This is a genomic window from Pedobacter psychrodurus, assembly GCF_032678585.1.
GTDB classification, from domain to species: domain Bacteria; phylum Bacteroidota; class Bacteroidia; order Sphingobacteriales; family Sphingobacteriaceae; genus Pedobacter; species Pedobacter psychrodurus_A.
In genome coordinates, this window is record NZ_JAVTSN010000022.1 from 37688 (window position 1) to 53804 (window position 16117).

Genomic DNA, 16117 nt, shown 5'->3' on the forward strand with positions numbered 1-16117 from the left:
TTAACCCGTCTTTAACCAACCTGTGATACTCATCCGTTGCTTGTTGGTGAGCAGTACTTCGTGCTCCAGATCTGAACTTTTAAAGAAAACGCTTTTACCATTATCGGGCGAGATATTCTGCTCCTCATCAACATGATAAATACGCAGTTCTCCCCCATCAGCAGCTTTCCAATCCGCATTTAAATACATAATCATCGAATATTGGCGGCTCCCGTTATTTTGAAACTGATCGATGTGTTTTTTATAAAATGTACCCGATTCGTAAAGGGTATAATGGAATTCGTATCCTGTAATACCCGTATAACAGGTGCGGTTTAGATAAAGTACAAATTCATCCATCAGATCGAAGAAGTCGTTTTCATATTGATTTTCGTGTTTACGGTCCAACCAGTAAATCACGTCGCTTCTAATCAGTTTATCCTGATTTACAACATTAGCATTGCCCACTCCGGCATTTAACAGTTTTTTGTTCTCAAACAGCCCGATCAGGTTGTTTTTAAGATGAGCAGCCAAAGAAACGCTTAAAAAGTTCTCGGCAATGCCCACTTTATCCTCGATAAAACTATCGATAAGGCAATCAAATATTTTTTCCAACAGATTGTATTAATCTTAAAACGATGTGCCTAAGGTTGGTAAGGTAGTCTTAATTAATGGCTAATATTCAAACTAAATGTTAAATTGCATCTTCCAAACCAAATACCATGAAATATCTAATTACACTCTCACTGCTTTTCATCTATTGCAATCTTAATGCACAAGATAGCAGCAAAGTTGTTCGAACAACAAGTAGAATCGTATCATTGCAAGGAAGCATGATCCCCAAACTAGACACCAATCTGGTATATTATAATGAAAAGGGCAAAGCCTTGCGCTATTATCAATACGATAAAATGTTCCGTACAGGAATGTACAGATTAGTGCCAAGCAGCGATAGATCTCTGCCCCAGAAAATGGTCATCACAAAAATGAGCGAGGAGGAATTTAATAAGTTTAATACTTTGATACGTGAAAGTATAAAAATCAAAACTCCATATATTTATGAAGGTAAAAAACTCGATCTTGCTCCTTTAACAGCTTTTTACGAGCAGGAGAAATTACAGAATAAGGTAATTGTACAAATATACTGGTATGCGAGTTGTGGCACCTGTACCGAGAACTTTGCCGAGATAAGTACCTTCGTTAAAGAGCTGGGCGATCCCAAGGATTTATTGATTTTGGCCATTACCACCGACATTAACGACGTGGCTGCTAAAAAACTAAAGGAGCAGCCTTTGCGCAATGCCGAACTGATCAGTTCGGGAAGGGCCATATCTGATGCCTATCAGCTTACCCGTTATCCCATATATATTGTTTCTGACAGGAACCAGATCATCAAGTACGCCGTGGTTGGCAGCTCGAGACTAACCATACCCGATCTAAAAACAGCCATTAAAGCGGCCTTAAACAAGTAAATTTCAATGATTAAATGAAAACTTTCCCTGCCCAATACTCCACCTTATCAGCCGTCGCCTTAAAAAATCATTTGATTGAAGCTTATCAGTTAGATCCAGCTACTACCTGTCGGCTTTTAATTAGAAATGTAAGCGATACTTACATCCTGGAAAACCAATCTCAAAAATACATCTTCAAAATTTACCGCGATGCGCACCGCAAACGCAACGAAATTGAAGCAGAAGTAGAATTGCTTAATATTTTAAAAGCCAATGGCAACGGGGTTTCTTATCCGTTAACAGATGTAACAGGAAAACAGATTCAACAGTTTAATGCCATCGAAGGGTTAAGAAATGGCGTACTTTTTTCTTTTGCTGAAGGTAAGGTGATTTTGGATCTGGAAAATGCGCAGCTCATTCAATTAGGGCAAGATATTGCTAAATTACACCAGACTACTTCTTCAATTAAGCTCAGTAACCCACGCCCGGTATTCAGCTTTGAAACCACTTTATTTGAGCCGCTACATGATTTAAAACTACATTTTGCAGAAATGCAAGAAGAATTCGAATACCTTTCGGATGTTGCTGTTAGAGTGGTTAAAAAATTCGAGGAATTTGATACTTCAAAGTTCAGTTATGGTTATTGCCACTACGATTTCTTTCCAAAAAACTTCCATTTCGATAGCGCAGGTAATATTACTTTTTTCGATTTCGATTTTGCGGGAGAAGGATATTTGATTAATGATTTAATGACCTTCCTTAACCATTATTTCTTCCATCAGCTCAATAACCTGATTACAAAAGAACAAGCAGAAGAAGATTTTAACACCTTCTTAAGCGCGTATCAACAGGTGCGGCCATTAACGGCTGATGAGTTAGAAGCCATTCCCTATCTGGGCATCACTTTTCATATTTTCTTCCTAAAATTCTTTTATGATAATTACGACGATTGGTCGAATGCTTTTTTAACACCCAGATATACCAAACATCGTGTAACACTGATAAAAAAATGGGAAGAAATGTATTGTAACTTTTAGGCAATGCGACCCAGAATCTCACCAGCCTTGTTTATCTTGTACTTAAATCAAAATCAATAAGATGGATCAGAAAATAATCAACCTGTATGATGAGTACACCCACAGTCAGGTAAGCCGGAAGGACTTTATGAAAAAGCTGGCTATTCTTGCCGGCAGCACGGCATTGGCAATGACTATTTTGCCCATGCTCGAAAACAATTACGCTGCTGCTGCAGATTTTAACAGTGATAATATCGAAGTTGAAAACATTAGCTATACTGGAGCTGATGGTGAAATAAAAGCCGTTCTGGCCAAACCAAAAGGAAAAAAGAACTTGGGCGCGGTATTGGTGATTCACGAAAACCGGGGTTTAAATCCACATATTATTGATGTAACCAAACGTGTGGCTGCCGAAGGTTTTATTGCGCTCGGCGTTGATGCACTTTCTCCATTAGGCGGAACACCAGCTGATGAAGATAAAGGCCGCGAGCTGATCGGCAAGTTAGACCCTGAGAAAAACTTGCAGAACTATTTAAAAGGACTCGAGTATTTACGCAATAGAAAGGATGGAAATGGTAAGGTAGGCTGCGTTGGTTTCTGTTGGGGTGGTGGAATGGCAAATAAATTAGTTGTTAACGATTCTAAATTGCAAGCTGCCGTTGCTTATTATGGCGCACAGCCAAATGTTGCTGATGTTCCGAAAATTAAGGCCAGTGTAATGTTACACTATGGTGGTTTAGACGAACGCATTAACGCAGGAATACCAGCTTACGAGCAAGCCTTAAAAGACAATAAAATCGATTATAAAATTTACATCTATGAGGGCGTAAACCACGCCTTTAATAACAATACCTCACCTACACGCTACAACGAAGCTGCCGCAAAACTGGCCTGGAGCAGAACAATTGAACTGTTTAAACATAAACTGGCGGTGTTGACACGGTAAATTTTTATGGCTCTGTCTTTTCAGGCGGGATGCCAACTAGTTTCGTCATTTCGAGCGAAGCACAGCGTAGTCGAGAAATCTAATGAGATAGATTTCTCCCCGCCTGTACGGGCAGTCATTTCGCTACCGATGAAACCTGTGAAACACGCAAGCATAGCATAAGAAAATAAAAACTAATGCTTAAATCGGCACTCTCCAGTCGAAATGACGATTTTTCTCATTAATTTTAATATCATGGAAAGAGGAGGATGGATCTATATCATGACCAATTTTGAAAAAACGACATTATATATCGGTGTAACATCTGATCTTAGAAGCCGCATTTATGAACATCAGAATAAAACTTATCCGAATTCTTTCACAGCCAAATACAATTTGATTTATTGCGTGTATTATGAAACTTTTCTGTCAATTGAAGAAGCTATCGATCGGGAAAAGCAAATAAAAAAATGGAACAGATCAAAGAAAGATAATTTAATCAATAGCTTTAATCAAAACTGGGATGATTTAACAGAAGCTATAAATGATTGGGACGAATAAGCTTATAAACCCGTCATTTCGAGCTCAGTACCAATTCTTAACGTCATTTCGAGCGAAGAACAGCGTAGTCGGTCGAGAAATCTAATGAGATAGATTTCTCCATTTCGATACCGATGAAAAATCGGTACACTACAGTCGAAATGACGATCATTCTAGGAATTTCTCTTACGAATTATCCTTCATTTCGAGCGAAGTAACCACTCACAACGTCATTTCGAGCGAAGAACAGCGTAGTCGGTCTAGAAATCTAATGAAATAGATTTCTCCATTTCGATACCGATGAAAAATCAGTACGCTACAGTCGAAATGACAATCATTCTAGGAATTTCTCTTACGAATTATCCTTCATTTCGAGCGAAGTAACCACTCACAACGTCATTTCGAGCGAAGCACAGCGTAGTCGAGAAATCTAATGAGATAGATTTCTCCATTTCGATACCGATGAAAAATCGGTATACTACAGTCGAAATGACGATCATTCTAGGAATTTCTCCTACGAATTATCCTTCATTTCGAGCGAAGTAACCACTCACAACGTCATTTCGAGCGAAGCACAGCGTAGTCGAGAAATCTAATGAGATAGATTTCCCCATTCCGCTACCGATGAAAATCGGTACGCTACAGTCGAAATGACAATGTGGGCAGTCGAAGGACGACATGGAAAAAGAAATAGCGGCTTGCAAGATACCAACCTAAAACAAATCCGTTTTAAGCATGGTTTTCAAAATATTCGATTGAACATCGAAATTATTGAGGTGGTTTAAGAAATTAATATCCGATATTTTGTGGTAACTATCTTCCAACAAATTGATCACCTCATGTGGGATGGCAGTTTTTAACACCGCAGCATTACTTTTCAGTTTGTCGTTTTTATACTGTAACTCCTGTACAATCCGCTCCCGCTCAGAAAGATTGGTAGACATATCCAAATCTTTCAAAATGGTTAAATCGCAGAAAAGAAACAAGTTTCTGCTCGGAAAAAATAGATAATAACTGTCTATATCCAAAAATTTATAAAGTTCAATCACCAGTTCACCAGATTTTAAACCGATATAAAATTCAGTTCTAAAATCGTATTTACAGAGCTTACCCATCAGTTTCTTCTCGATGGTTGCATAAACATTGGTGTATACCTGTTTATCCTGGAAGTTGATCAGTTGGGCAAATTGATCAGTAGTAAGATCGAAATAAAAATCGTTGGCGTATCTGGAACTGAAAACATTGATGTTTTTAGAAAAAGGGAAATCAGAACTTAACTCCGATAATACACTGAATAACTTCCGCAGTGATAAATTAACTTTAAGCGACTGCTTTTGTTTATCCTGCTGAAAGCTTTTCTGATCAACAAGTGCACCCGCCATGCGGTCGATCAGCTCCTCGTTCAGATCAATTTCATCATAAATAAGCGATACGTTTTTCTCATTGCTCTTTTTGATCTTTTTGAGCAGTTCGATTACGCTATCGGTAAACTGGAGATGGAAAAGATCTAATTTTTCGATCTCGAGTTCTTCATTATTGGCAAAAAGTTGATGAATAACCTGGCTCCGTAAGTAAATTTTATAAATCACTTCATCATCAAAAAACACAGAGAGCAACTGTAAACGGTTGATCTCTGCGCTTGATTTTTTGAGAATATTTAAGCGGTATTCATCCATAGATTAAATTAGTTCACCCTCGTCACGTTCTTTTTCAACTCTGTTTCCAAAGTTTTAAGTTCGCCATCTAACACACGTCTGCTTTGTGCACCAGCCTCATGGATCTGTTTCACTTCGTTAAGTGTTTCAATCAACGATGAAGTAGTCTGTTTCAATGTCTCCAAAGATACCACAGTTTTTTCATTTTCTCTGGCCACATCGATGCTGTTCTGTTTTAACATCTCTGCATTTTTCTGTAGAATCGTGTTCGTGGTATCCGAAATTTTCTTTTGCATCTCTACATTGGCTTTTTGCCTTTGTAAAGCAACAGCAATAGTCAGCTGGTTTTTCCAAACCGGAATGGTTGTAGAAACAATCGACTGTGCCTTTTCTGCAATAGAGGTATTGTTATTCTGTACCACGCGGATCTGCGCCAAAGATTGCAGCATAATGAAACGCACAATCTTCATATCGGCCAGTCTTTTATCCAAACGGCTAATAAAATCCCTTAAATCGGCAATTTCATAATCCTGATAATCGGCCGGGCGACCTTCCATTTCTGCAAGTTTGATATTCAGTTCGTTGTATTTTAGCTGTCCGGCAATAATCAGTTCCTCCATCTGGTGGATGTAACCAACATTGCTATCAAACATGGTTTGCAGCGAACTGTTATCCTTAATTGAATTTAACCTTCCAGCTTTAATTTTATTGGTGATTTTATCAATATTGTTCACCACCACATCATATTTCTGGAAAAGTTTTTTCACATCAACAACCAGACTCTTTAAAAAAGGAATTTTAGAGATAAAACTTTTAAATCCACTTTGTTCGAGTTCTGAAACATCAATATAGTTCAATTCGGTAAGCAGTTCGTTAATTAAACCGCCAACTTCGCCGCTATTGTAGGTACGTACAGACGATAAAAACTCGTTACTGTATTTCTCCATTGAGTTTTGAGCATCGCTACCGTAATTCAAAATAGAATTTACGTCTGATGGTTCTAGCGATTTTCCAATTTCCTGGTATTTAGCCGTTTCCTCGTTAGTTATTTTTTCGAGGTCAATATTACCGTCCTTGTCCAGTTTAACCGGCGTAAGAACCTGGGGAAGATTTGGGTTGGTTTCCATAGTTTATTATATGATCAGCTTTGCAGCTTATAAATAATTTTGAGTTACAGTTTTAACGGTATCTTCCAGTTTTTTATCTTTGGTAGGCTCACCAATGGCATTAAATTTCCATTCGCCATTTTTCTTGTAGAAAACACCCATAACCATTGATACATGCCCTGCAAAGTTAGCACCATGTGCAATATCAAATTTGGCAAAAACCTCGTTTACACGTTTGGTTGTACCCTCGTAAATGCGGATCGAAGCAAATGGAATGGTACCGAAATCGTGACCTCTAAAACTGTTCAATACGAAGGCAACATAAGTCACATTTGCATCCAGCTGAGAAAAATCGAGTGTAATGATCTCATTATCCAGGCCATCATCGCCACCCATATCGCCGGTTAAATCGTCGCCGCTATGTTTTACAGATCCGTTTTTAGATTTCAGGTTACCAAAGTAAACCACTTCTAAAAGCTGTTTATTTTCATTGTATAATGCGCAGCTTCCATCTAAATCTACGGCTTCTTTTGACGATCCAAAACCGAATAAACCTTTCTTCTCAATCGCGCCCCAGTTAATACCTACGCAAACATTCTGAAGTTTGCTACCGTTACTTTTTTCTAGACTGATACGCTGTCCTTTTTCAAGATTGATTGCCATAATATTATTGATATTTGTTTAAATAATCCTGTAAACCACCTTTCATCCCTACGCCAACCGCTTCAAATTTCCATTTGCCTTCGCGTTTGTAAATCCTGCCAAATTCTACTGCAGTTTCGATAGAGAAATCCTCTTCTAATTCATATTTTAAGATCACTTCGTTGGTTACCGCATCAAAAATACGGATGAATGAATTTCTCACCTGACCGAAATTTTGTCTTCTGTTATCGGCATCATGGATAGTAACCACAATACAGATTTCGTTTACCTTCGCATCAGTTTTGGTTAAATCAATTTTAATCTGCTCATCATCGCCGTCACCATCACCGGTTAAGTTATCGCCAGTATGCTCAACCGAACCATCTGGCGAAACCAAATTGTTATAGAATACAAAGTTTTCGTCAGAAACCAGTTTTTTCTGATCGTTTAATATAAAAATCGAAGCGTCTAAATCGAATGCAGAACCTGTAGAAGAAGTATTGGTATCCCAACCTAAACCTATTGTAAATTTAGGAGCATCGATATTTTCTCTTTGCCCCTTTTGCAAATTAATAGCCATATTTAAATTAATTTATAATTGTTGTTTTTGATATAGTCTTTTATAAGATGTAAATTTTTCGAATACGCCTCTATCGTGTGGTAATTATTCCCCAACGACAGGTCGTAAAGCTGATTGATAAAATCGGTACTCCTGCGTTCTAAGAAGATGGTAAAACTGCTCGAAGTACTATTTAAAATATATTTCACAATGCGGGTATTGAAGCTGAAATTGCCACCATCAATAATCTCTTCCAGATCGAAAATAGATTTGATCTGATGATAGTTCAGAAAGTTTTCTACATTGGGATGGATGTTTTTATTTACCAGTTCGGCAAAATAAAGCATATGCATTTCATTCTTTAAGCCATATTCTTTGGCCATTTTTAAAATCATGCGCTCGTGGCTTCCGGTAATCCGGATATCGTCCAGAAATAGCAGTGTTTTGCCCACCAAAAATTCTCTATCAATATGGAACGAATCATTTCCGATTAACGAAAGGCGTTCTTCGGCACTTAATTCACCATAATCTTCCTTATAGGTAATGGTGCGGTGTACTTTCGTTTCCTGTACTGCCAAACCTCCATTTTCGACCAGCCAGCGGTTAAGCTGGCAAACGAAATAGTTTTTCATGGCAAAGGTGGCCGTTGGAATAAAGCTGTAAGGACTCGAAATTACCACAATCTGATCGGTAATTAAATTATCGGCCAGATAGTACCGGATAAAACCATCTGCGAGGTCTTTCCCGAACGACCGGGCCACCAGGTCATCGCCAAACTTAAAGCGGCTATAATCATCGGCACTAAAGCCAAAATCGGCTGTATTGTCTATTTTATGGAGTGAGAAATTATACGGTATCATAGAGTAGGTTTGAGATAGATAGATTGTTGGAATTGATCAGCATACTGTTAATACCCATGGCTTCTGCCCCGCGTACATCGGCATGTGGGTTATCCCCAACATGGATCACTTCTGTTAACAACAATTCAGGGTGTTTTGTTCTGTCGATGGTATCTAACATCAACTGAAAAAAGCCTGCACTGGGTTTCGACATGCGCACCTCATCAGAGTAAAGCTGAAAATCGATAAACTGATCAATACCCAAATGTTTGATTACTTTTTTTAAGGTTTTACCTTTAATAAAACCCGTGTTACTAAGTATGTTGGTAGAGCTTTCGCCCGATTCTTTAATTTTAGCCAGCACATCTAAACAATCACCGCAGTAGAGTTTAGGCATATGGTTAAATACGATCTGTTCCATATCATGATCAAGCACTTTAAGGTCTACATCACGAAAGTTGAAATCGTAATCGTTGATCATACTGATGATCATTAAATACATTTCGTCGGCATCCACATTTTTCCCTGCTTTTTCATTGATGGCGTTCACCATTAAATCTACCTGACGGAAAGTAACAGCAATTTCATCAAGGGTTTTGTGCTTGCCATTAAAATTCCGGTAAAAATACTGCACCCGTTCTTGTTTGTACGTTGGATTTGATTTAATCAACGTTAACCAAAGATCGAATGAGTAATGTTTGTAAAAAGCCATTGCGCCCTGTTTCCTAATCTATTTTAATAAATTCTAATATTACAAATTTGATTGTATAATTAGAAACGGTTGATTGTAAGATTTATCACAGATAAGCCTTACCTGTTAAGATTTATCCAATACTTCTTCAGCTTCATCCGAAATGATGATATCGCTTTTGTGCTTTTTCGGAAAGTTGAACAAAAGAGAGGTTAGTACTGGTATGATGAATATCGCTACTGTAAAAATAGAGACAAATAGATCTGTTTTTTCACCTTCAATGGCATGAGAAATAGGCGATTCGGGATAGAAGTGCGTAAATAATGATGACGTCAGTTTAATACCCAAAACACCGATTACTATAAAGGCCACTGTTTCTAAAAAGGTAAATTTCTCCATTAGTTTTACAAAAGCCTGCGCCACAAAACGCATGGCTAAAATCCCGATAAAAACACCAATATAGATTAACCAGATATGATCGGTAAAAGCTACCGCAGCAAAAACATTATCAATAGAAAAGGCCAAGTCCATTACCTCTACCAAAGCAACGGTAGCCCAAAACGTACCGACTAAACCAACGGTAGATTTATAGATCCAGCTTTTGCTTTTATCAACTTCCTCATCTTCCTCACTTTTTTTGCTGTTCTTTTTTCTAAAATAATCGAAAGCCAGATAGAGCAGGTATAAACCGCCAAGTGGTTTTAACCACCATATTTTTACCAGCCATGCCGCCAGAAACAAACAAATACCCCTAAAAACATAGGCCCCGATAATACCATATTTCAGCGCTTTTTCCCTTTGCGATTTTGGCAAATCCATTACCATGGTAGCCAAAACAGCCGCATTATCAACCGAGAGCAAACTCTCGATGACAATTAAGTTTAAAATAATCAATAATCCGGCCTGTATATCTTCACCTAAAATCGTGTGCAAAAAATCCATTGAGTGAGTGTGTTTTTAAATTAAAGTTTTAGTTAGACAGCAAAGAAACAAAATTTTATCATTTCCGATGTCTGTTTTATTATTGTTAGAATGACAATTATTGGAATTGTTACGTAATTAGCCCTAAATATTAGTTTACAGTCTCCAACTGATAAATTGTGCCCTTATCTCCTGCCAGTACGACAACCTTTCCTTTTTTTGCCTTTTGAACAGCATTAAAGCTTTTATCAGAAATGTGTTTCCAGTTTAAGCCGCCATCCGTAGAGAGATCAGTACCCGAAGTACCTGTAGCAATTAATGTTTTTGCATTAAGGTAGGTTACTGCAGAGCGAAAACCTAACACAGGGGTAGCTGGTTTTTGCCAGGTTTTACCCCCATCGTTGCTTAAAAGCACATTATTTGTATTTTCTTTATCCTTTACATAATTACCGCCCACTACGATCCCTTTTTTTCCGTTAAAGAAATCGACAGAGAAAGGCCCGGTACTATTTTCGCCCTGCAAAATAGGGCATTTAAATACCTGCCAGGTTTGACCATAATCAGGTGAAAAATAGATATTGGAAACCGTTCCACCAGTGGCAATCCAGGTTTTACCATCAGCCAACGTTTTAACGGTTGTACCGCTGGCAGCAAAACTTGCTTCGCCTTTAGCCATATTGTTTTTTAGGTTTGCAGAAATATCCTGCCAGGTTTTACCGGCATCCATGGTTTTGAGCAGTTGCAGTTTATCATTGATCGGATCGCCGAAAATAATTCCTTTGTTTTTGTCCCAGAAACTCACACCATCTAAAAATATGGCAGAATCTACATTTTTGTAGCTTTCTGTCCAGGTTTCGCCCCCATCTGTTGTTTTTAGAATATAAGCCGGTGATGCAATGCCCACAATAACAGCGTTCTGCTCATCAAAAGCTTCTATATCCCTAAAATCGATTTTTTCGTAACCTTTGGGTTTCATCCATTTCCAGGTGTTACCGCCATCGGTAGTTTTACCTACCGAGCCATTGCTCCCACTTACCCAGGTAACCTGATCGGAAACCACACTTAAGCCACGTAAACTGGTTTTGGCACTTTCATTCAACGGTTTAATCGAATACGATTGTGCAGCGCAAAAAAAAGGTGCCATTATTAGGCACCATAAAATTTTCTTCATGTATATGTTATTTAACACGTCTAAAAGTTTCTGATCTTCCTAAAAGCGAAATGCCCACATAACCGCGAACGTTCAGTACATCAGCACTTTTTAAGCTTAAGTTACAGCTATACGTTTTACCACTTTTTGGGTCGTAAATGGTTCCATCAGTCCACTTGCCATCATCATAAACAAAATCTTTAAGGATTTCCAGATTTAATAAAGCACGCTTCTGTAGTTTTTCGTCAGGGTTTTTAATATCCAGTTTAGGTTTACCATTGATGTTTGGTTCCTTTATCCAGGCCAGTTTCCCATAGAATTTATCACCCTTTTTATAAATTTCTATTTGTCCTTCTCCTGATGGATTAAGCCACTTGCCAACAATCGCATCTTTGTTCTGTGCGAAAGCAGAAAATGATACCGCTACGAATAGCAGCATTAAAAATGGGAACTTTCTCATATTTTTTATTTCTAGTTAGTTTTTAAAGATAATAATTACACCTTATATCGAAACACTAAATAAAGAGAAAAAGTATGAGAAAGTTTTACAAACCTAAAAATTTACTTTGAAACGATTGGCAGGTACTTCGTCCTGTACGCATAAAAGAGGAATAGATTAAACAGAAGCATTACCGCAACCATAGGCAGTTCTTTCGGACCCAAAAATGCATGGTATAGAAAAATGTTTAAGGTTACCGGAAAAATTACCAGTGCGCCTAATGGTGCTGTTCTGCCAATAAGCAAAAGTATACCTCCTATCAACTCTGTAACTTTAATTAAAGGCATCAAATAAATAGAGGCCATTACACCCGACATAAATGTGGTTTGGGCAGCCGACATTGCTGGTGCCTCCTTAGGCATTAAGTGAAGAAAAAAGCTTACCGAAGCAAAAAGGTACATGGCGGCCAGAAGCACGCGGACAATAATAACTACAATTTTCATATGGTTTAATTTTTGGTTTCTATAGTTAAAAATAATAATTTTTTTTTATAGTTTGCTGACTAGTAATCCATTAGTCATTGGCTCATTGCTTAGAATGGTTAATCGGTTAATTGTTGAAATCGGTTAATTGACGCCCAATTTAGCCTTGTTCATTGGTCATTAGTTAATTAGTAAATGTACATTGTTCATTCCCTGCGTACCGTCCTCCTAAACTTGTTTCAGGATCTAATGAAGCAAAAGCTTATTTGGTTCATGGTCCACAATATGTTGGTTAATGGTTCATGGTCAATAGCCAAGGTCTGTTAACCATGAGCCACTGACCATTTTTATCGGACTTGGTTCGTGGTCCATAGTATGATGTAATGGCTATGGTCAATTTAACCATGAGCCATTAACTATGAGCCATCTGCAAAAGACTAAGGACTCAAGACTTCCGACTCAAGACTATTTATAATCATAATTCACCATCCATTGAATACCGAATTTATCAGTCGCCATGCCAAAAAGCGCGTTCCAAAAGGTTTTCTCTAAAGCCATGGTTACCGTTCCACCTGCCGAAAGGCTATCAAAAAGGCGTTTCGCTTCTTCTTCACTTTCTGCATCAACGGATAAAGAAATACCGGTACCAAAAGTCGATGCAGGCATTGGGTCGGTAATATCGGTTCCCATTAATATGTTACCGCCTATGGGTAAAGCGATATGCATTAATTTCTCCTGATCGCCAATTTGCATGCCTTCACATCCGGGCGAATCTTTATAACGTTGTACTACGGTGAATTCGCCACCAAAAACAGATTTGTAAAAATTGAATGCTTCTTCGGTATTACCGTTAAAATTTAAATACGTGTTTACTGTTGCCATTGTTTTGTTGTTTTATCTTGTTAAGAATGTTTAATTATTTTTTTTACGTCCTCCTGAACTTGTTTCAGGATCTATTTAACACAAAATACTGATCAAGAAGTAGTTACTAAATCTTTAATGCTATAAAAACTACTCATAAAACAATTCCGATTGCTATCGGATCAAAAAGACGTTATTAATGGATTTTCGTCAACTTAATATCCATCCAGTCCACCCAGTTTTTTCCGTCGAACTGCTCCCACGTGCCCTCGATGCTATTTTCTTTAAAATTCCCTTTAAATCTTTCGGTATCGGCAAATATTAAAATGATATCATCATAAATTTTAAGCGTAGCTATTGAAATATTCCCATCGTTATCGAACGATTGCGACCTAAACACATCTTCCATATCATCGTAATGTGTAATTTCCAGCGACTGGATCTTTTTATTGCCGAGCATTACATCCACCCGATGTGTTAAGAAAAAATTACCTTCAATCCATTCGTAGGTATCTGTTCCGGTAACCACCTCTCCCGATTTGGTTAAACCTTCTGTTTTCCATTTGCCGATATAAGGGTGTAATAAATCAAGCCTGTTGTTTCTCATAAATTTAGTTAAATCAATTGATATCAAGCTTATTGTATATATTTTTTAACTGGTGCACATGTCGTTGCGTATGGTAAATTACAAAATAAATGGCCTCCAAACGGGTGAGATAACCATAACCAGGCAATTCATAAGAGGAACATGTTTTTGTTAAATCTAAATTCGATATCGAAGTCGAAATACCCGCTCTGATCTCCATTAAATTTTTCAACAATGCAGATTGGTTGTATACCTTATCTTCAGGACAGATCACTTTTGGTGAATCGTATTTCACATCGAAATTCAAAAAATCCTTCCTGATTTCACCTACCATTAAATCAGCAGGTTTGTCCGTTTCGGTAACCGGCCCATTAATTACCTGCAAAAAGCCTGAATTTGATAAAATCATATGTTCGGCCAGTTGACCTGCTGTCCAGCTTCCCTCAAAAGGCACTTCATTAACCTGAGGTGCTTCGAATTGGGCTAAAACATTTTCCAATGCCGATAAAGTTTCGTCGGCTTCTTTAATTACTTTTTCCATAATTTACATATAATTCATTCCAGGGTAACCTAATAATCTACGCCACAAGGCAATCTGCCCGATGCAATTGGCATCGCGGTAGGTACTGAAACTGATCATTTCAAACAGTGTAATTTCCATTCCGGGCATACTGAGTTTCTCTTCTAATTTTTCATCTGTAGCCTGCGTTAAAGCTTCCTGTAATTTTGGAGAAATCTCTTTCCAGTCTTTAATAAAATCGGCAAGCGATGGATAGGCGGCATCATCAATAATTCCTTGGTTATTGGCAAAAAGATCGTCGGTTATGGATGGAAGATCGATACCGAACGATTTAGCCAGAAAATAACGGCCCTGCACAATACTTCCGGTAATCCAGGCAATATGGTTGGCTTTGGTGTCCAATCTTTTTTGTGTATCCTTTTCATCTATACCATCTAAAGCCCTTAATAAAAAATCTGTATGCATTTCGTACAGCACGATAAAGCCATACATTCTGCTACTTCTTGGTGTGGTTTTCATATTGATTATGGTTAGGTGATTTATTTAAAATAAAGTTAGCTGTTAATTGAGACGTAGAGTGTTGCCGTAAAAGTCAATCTTAAGGGGCATTTCAGACAATTTTTATATATTTACGATACCTAAATTTTTAACCAGATGATACAAGTAGGTGTTTTATTGCCCCAGAATTTCAGATTATTAAGTATAGCAGCCATTTTAGACGTATTTGATACTGTAAATGGATTTTACCGGACAGATGATTTAGAAATCCCATTTAACATCAGTTTAATCACATTAGAAGATAAAAATTACAATTTCAGTGAACATCCTTGTGTAGCCATACAAAAAGCTACAGATCTTGATCTCATTTTAGTTCCATCATTTGCAACCAATGATATTAAAGAATGTATTGCAACGAATAAGCGTTATATCCCCTGGCTAAATAAACAACATCAATCAGGGGCTGAAATTGCTACCTTTTGTACAGGGGCTTTTTTACTTGCCGCATCAGGATTGTTGGATGGCAAGGCTGCTACCACACATGTTGATGCCTGTTCGGCTTTTTCTACTGCTTTTCCGCTGGTACATTTAAAAGCGGATAAAACAGTAACACAGGATGGCCGGTTATTTACAAGTGGTGGGGCAACATCTACCTTCCATTTATTGCTGCATATTTTACAGCTTCATTGCGGAAAAGATATGGCTGTTAAGGTGGCCAAAATTTTCGCCATCGATATGGACCGTGTAAACCAATCCTATTTTAGCACCTTTCAGCCCATCCGCCACCATAATGATGATTTAGTGGCCTCGGCACAAGAAAAAATTGAAAGCAATTATCAGGATGTCGCTACTATTGAAGAGATGATCAAAGACATTCCTTCCAGCAGAAGAAATATCGTACGCCGATTTAAACAGGTAATTGGTATTACGCCTATCGAGTACCTTCAACAAACGCGTATCGAGGCCGCGAAAAAGTTATTGGAACAAACGGCACAGCAGATGACCGAGGTGATTTATAACTCTGGTTACAATGATCCAAAAGCATTTAGAAAAGTGTTCAGAAAATCTGTAGGGATGACACCGACACAATACCGTGATAAATTTCAAGCCAGGTAGATTTGAATACCTATCAATTTGTTATACAGAACTTGTTAGGTATCTTCCATGTTAATTAAAGATGATTAAAAAATCAAGATGAGCTATCTATTTTTTTGAAGCGCAAAGCCTGTGTTTCTTGGCAAACAGCTGTCCCGCTTT

At 37.9% G+C, this 16117-nt stretch carries 20 protein-coding genes; 5 read left to right on the forward strand and 15 right to left on the reverse strand.

Features of this window, described 5'->3' with window-relative positions; translation table 11 throughout:
* Window positions 1-594 (reverse strand): 2OG-Fe(II) oxygenase, encoded by a 594-nt coding sequence (locus R2S57_RS15475; protein ID WP_316845863.1) that lies wholly within the window; start codon window positions 592-594, stop codon window positions 1-3.
* A 107-nt stretch (window positions 595-701) separates the two neighbouring features.
* Here R2S57_RS15475 and R2S57_RS15480 point away from each other — a divergent pair, with 107 nt between their 5' ends.
* The 4 genes from R2S57_RS15480 to R2S57_RS15495 all read left to right on the forward strand — a co-directional run bounded on the left by R2S57_RS15480 (window position 702) and on the right by R2S57_RS15495 (window position 3932).
* On the forward strand, window positions 702-1451 hold the full coding sequence (locus tag R2S57_RS15480) for a TlpA family protein disulfide reductase (RefSeq protein ID WP_316845864.1): 750 nt from the start codon (window positions 702-704) through the stop codon (window positions 1449-1451).
* Window positions 1452-1465: 14 nt separating this feature from the next.
* Complete coding sequence (locus tag R2S57_RS15485) at window positions 1466-2467, forward strand: phosphotransferase enzyme family protein (RefSeq protein ID WP_316845865.1); 1002 nt, start codon at window positions 1466-1468, stop codon at window positions 2465-2467.
* A gap of 61 nt (window positions 2468-2528) precedes the next feature.
* Window positions 2529-3392 (forward strand): dienelactone hydrolase family protein, encoded by an 864-nt coding sequence (locus R2S57_RS15490; protein ID WP_316845866.1) that lies wholly within the window; start codon window positions 2529-2531, stop codon window positions 3390-3392.
* 234 nt (window positions 3393-3626) lie between these two features.
* Window positions 3627-3932: a GIY-YIG nuclease family protein gene (locus tag R2S57_RS15495; protein WP_316845867.1), complete on the forward strand. Its 306-nt coding sequence runs from the start codon at window positions 3627-3629 to the stop codon at window positions 3930-3932.
* Window positions 3933-4624: 692 nt separating this feature from the next.
* Here R2S57_RS15495 and R2S57_RS15500 read toward each other — a convergent pair.
* From R2S57_RS15500 to R2S57_RS15565, 14 genes are all read right to left on the reverse strand, one after another.
* On the reverse strand, window positions 4625-5587 hold the full coding sequence (locus R2S57_RS15500) for a hypothetical protein (protein ID WP_316845868.1): 963 nt from the start codon (window positions 5585-5587) through the stop codon (window positions 4625-4627).
* A gap of 8 nt (window positions 5588-5595) precedes the next feature.
* Complete coding sequence (locus tag R2S57_RS15505; RefSeq protein WP_316845869.1) at window positions 5596-6693, reverse strand: toxic anion resistance protein; 1098 nt, start codon at window positions 6691-6693, stop codon at window positions 5596-5598.
* Between the two features lie 27 nt (window positions 6694-6720).
* Window positions 6721-7335: a TerD family protein gene (locus R2S57_RS15510; RefSeq protein WP_316845870.1), complete on the reverse strand. Its 615-nt coding sequence runs from the start codon at window positions 7333-7335 to the stop codon at window positions 6721-6723.
* A 4-nt stretch (window positions 7336-7339) separates the two neighbouring features.
* Window positions 7340-7894: a TerD family protein gene (locus R2S57_RS15515; RefSeq protein WP_316845871.1), complete on the reverse strand. Its 555-nt coding sequence runs from the start codon at window positions 7892-7894 to the stop codon at window positions 7340-7342.
* Between the two features lie 2 nt (window positions 7895-7896).
* Window positions 7897-8733 (reverse strand): phosphoribosyltransferase family protein, encoded by an 837-nt coding sequence (locus R2S57_RS15520; protein ID WP_316845872.1) that lies wholly within the window; start codon window positions 8731-8733, stop codon window positions 7897-7899.
* Window positions 8720-9424 (reverse strand): HAD family hydrolase, encoded by a 705-nt coding sequence (locus R2S57_RS15525; protein WP_316845873.1) that lies wholly within the window; start codon window positions 9422-9424, stop codon window positions 8720-8722. The genes R2S57_RS15520 and R2S57_RS15525 overlap by 14 nt, the downstream gene beginning before the upstream one ends.
* Window positions 9425-9529: 105 nt before the next feature.
* The gene (locus R2S57_RS15530) at window positions 9530-10345 is read right to left on the reverse strand and encodes a TerC family protein (RefSeq protein WP_316845874.1); all 816 of its coding nucleotides are present in this window, start codon (window positions 10343-10345) and stop codon (window positions 9530-9532) included.
* Window positions 10346-10475: 130 nt separating this feature from the next.
* The gene (locus R2S57_RS15535; RefSeq protein ID WP_316845875.1) at window positions 10476-11495 is read right to left on the reverse strand and encodes a WD40/YVTN/BNR-like repeat-containing protein; all 1020 of its coding nucleotides are present in this window, start codon (window positions 11493-11495) and stop codon (window positions 10476-10478) included.
* A gap of 7 nt (window positions 11496-11502) precedes the next feature.
* A complete protein-coding gene (locus tag R2S57_RS15540; protein WP_316845876.1) occupies window positions 11503-11934 on the reverse strand; it encodes a DUF2147 domain-containing protein in 432 nt (143 codons plus the stop codon).
* A gap of 101 nt (window positions 11935-12035) precedes the next feature.
* Window positions 12036-12416, reverse strand: a complete 381-nt coding sequence (locus tag R2S57_RS15545) for a DoxX family membrane protein (RefSeq protein ID WP_316845877.1) — start codon at window positions 12414-12416, stop codon at window positions 12036-12038.
* Window positions 12417-12860: 444 nt separating this feature from the next.
* Window positions 12861-13277, reverse strand: a complete 417-nt coding sequence (locus tag R2S57_RS15550) for a VOC family protein (RefSeq protein WP_316845878.1) — start codon at window positions 13275-13277, stop codon at window positions 12861-12863.
* Between the two features lie 175 nt (window positions 13278-13452).
* Window positions 13453-13863, reverse strand: a complete 411-nt coding sequence (locus tag R2S57_RS15555; protein ID WP_316845879.1) for a hypothetical protein — start codon at window positions 13861-13863, stop codon at window positions 13453-13455.
* Window positions 13864-13876: 13 nt separating this feature from the next.
* Complete coding sequence (locus R2S57_RS15560; RefSeq protein ID WP_316845880.1) at window positions 13877-14383, reverse strand: DinB family protein; 507 nt, start codon at window positions 14381-14383, stop codon at window positions 13877-13879.
* A 3-nt stretch (window positions 14384-14386) separates the two neighbouring features.
* A complete protein-coding gene (locus R2S57_RS15565; protein WP_316845881.1) occupies window positions 14387-14881 on the reverse strand; it encodes a DinB family protein in 495 nt (164 codons plus the stop codon).
* 135 nt (window positions 14882-15016) lie between these two features.
* Here R2S57_RS15565 and R2S57_RS15570 point away from each other — a divergent pair, with 135 nt between their 5' ends.
* Window positions 15017-15976, forward strand: a complete 960-nt coding sequence (locus tag R2S57_RS15570) for a GlxA family transcriptional regulator (protein WP_316845882.1) — start codon at window positions 15017-15019, stop codon at window positions 15974-15976.
* Window positions 15977-16117: the final 141 nt, after the last annotated feature.

Coding starts and splice junctions, on each gene's coding strand:
- R2S57_RS15540 (WP_316845876.1), bottom strand. CDS start 11,934: ATGAGAAAGTTCCCATTTTTAATGCTGCTATTCGTAGCGGTATCATTT.
- R2S57_RS15530 (WP_316845874.1), bottom strand. CDS start 10,345: ATGGATTTTTTGCACACGATTTTAGGTGAAGATATACAGGCCGGATTA.
- R2S57_RS15490 (WP_316845866.1), top strand. CDS start 2,529: ATGGATCAGAAAATAATCAACCTGTATGATGAGTACACCCACAGTCAG.
- R2S57_RS15560 (WP_316845880.1), bottom strand. CDS start 14,383: ATGGAAAAAGTAATTAAAGAAGCCGACGAAACTTTATCGGCATTGGAA.
- R2S57_RS15520 (WP_316845872.1), bottom strand. CDS start 8,733: ATGATACCGTATAATTTCTCACTCCATAAAATAGACAATACAGCCGAT.
- R2S57_RS15525 (WP_316845873.1), bottom strand. CDS start 9,424: ATGGCTTTTTACAAACATTACTCATTCGATCTTTGGTTAACGTTGATT.
- R2S57_RS15550 (WP_316845878.1), bottom strand. CDS start 13,277: ATGGCAACAGTAAACACGTATTTAAATTTTAACGGTAATACCGAAGAA.
- R2S57_RS15570 (WP_316845882.1), top strand. CDS start 15,017: ATGATACAAGTAGGTGTTTTATTGCCCCAGAATTTCAGATTATTAAGT.
- R2S57_RS15485 (WP_316845865.1), top strand. CDS start 1,466: ATGAAAACTTTCCCTGCCCAATACTCCACCTTATCAGCCGTCGCCTTA.
- R2S57_RS15515 (WP_316845871.1), bottom strand. CDS start 7,894: ATGGCTATTAATTTGCAAAAGGGGCAAAGAGAAAATATCGATGCTCCT.
- R2S57_RS15535 (WP_316845875.1), bottom strand. CDS start 11,495: ATGAAGAAAATTTTATGGTGCCTAATAATGGCACCTTTTTTTTGCGCT.
- R2S57_RS15545 (WP_316845877.1), bottom strand. CDS start 12,416: ATGAAAATTGTAGTTATTATTGTCCGCGTGCTTCTGGCCGCCATGTAC.
- R2S57_RS15510 (WP_316845870.1), bottom strand. CDS start 7,335: ATGGCAATCAATCTTGAAAAAGGACAGCGTATCAGTCTAGAAAAAAGT.
- R2S57_RS15480 (WP_316845864.1), top strand. CDS start 702: ATGAAATATCTAATTACACTCTCACTGCTTTTCATCTATTGCAATCTT.
- R2S57_RS15505 (WP_316845869.1), bottom strand. CDS start 6,693: ATGGAAACCAACCCAAATCTTCCCCAGGTTCTTACGCCGGTTAAACTG.
- R2S57_RS15495 (WP_316845867.1), top strand. CDS start 3,627: ATGGAAAGAGGAGGATGGATCTATATCATGACCAATTTTGAAAAAACG.
- R2S57_RS15500 (WP_316845868.1), bottom strand. CDS start 5,587: ATGGATGAATACCGCTTAAATATTCTCAAAAAATCAAGCGCAGAGATC.
- R2S57_RS15565 (WP_316845881.1), bottom strand. CDS start 14,881: ATGAAAACCACACCAAGAAGTAGCAGAATGTATGGCTTTATCGTGCTG.
- R2S57_RS15555 (WP_316845879.1), bottom strand. CDS start 13,863: ATGAGAAACAACAGGCTTGATTTATTACACCCTTATATCGGCAAATGG.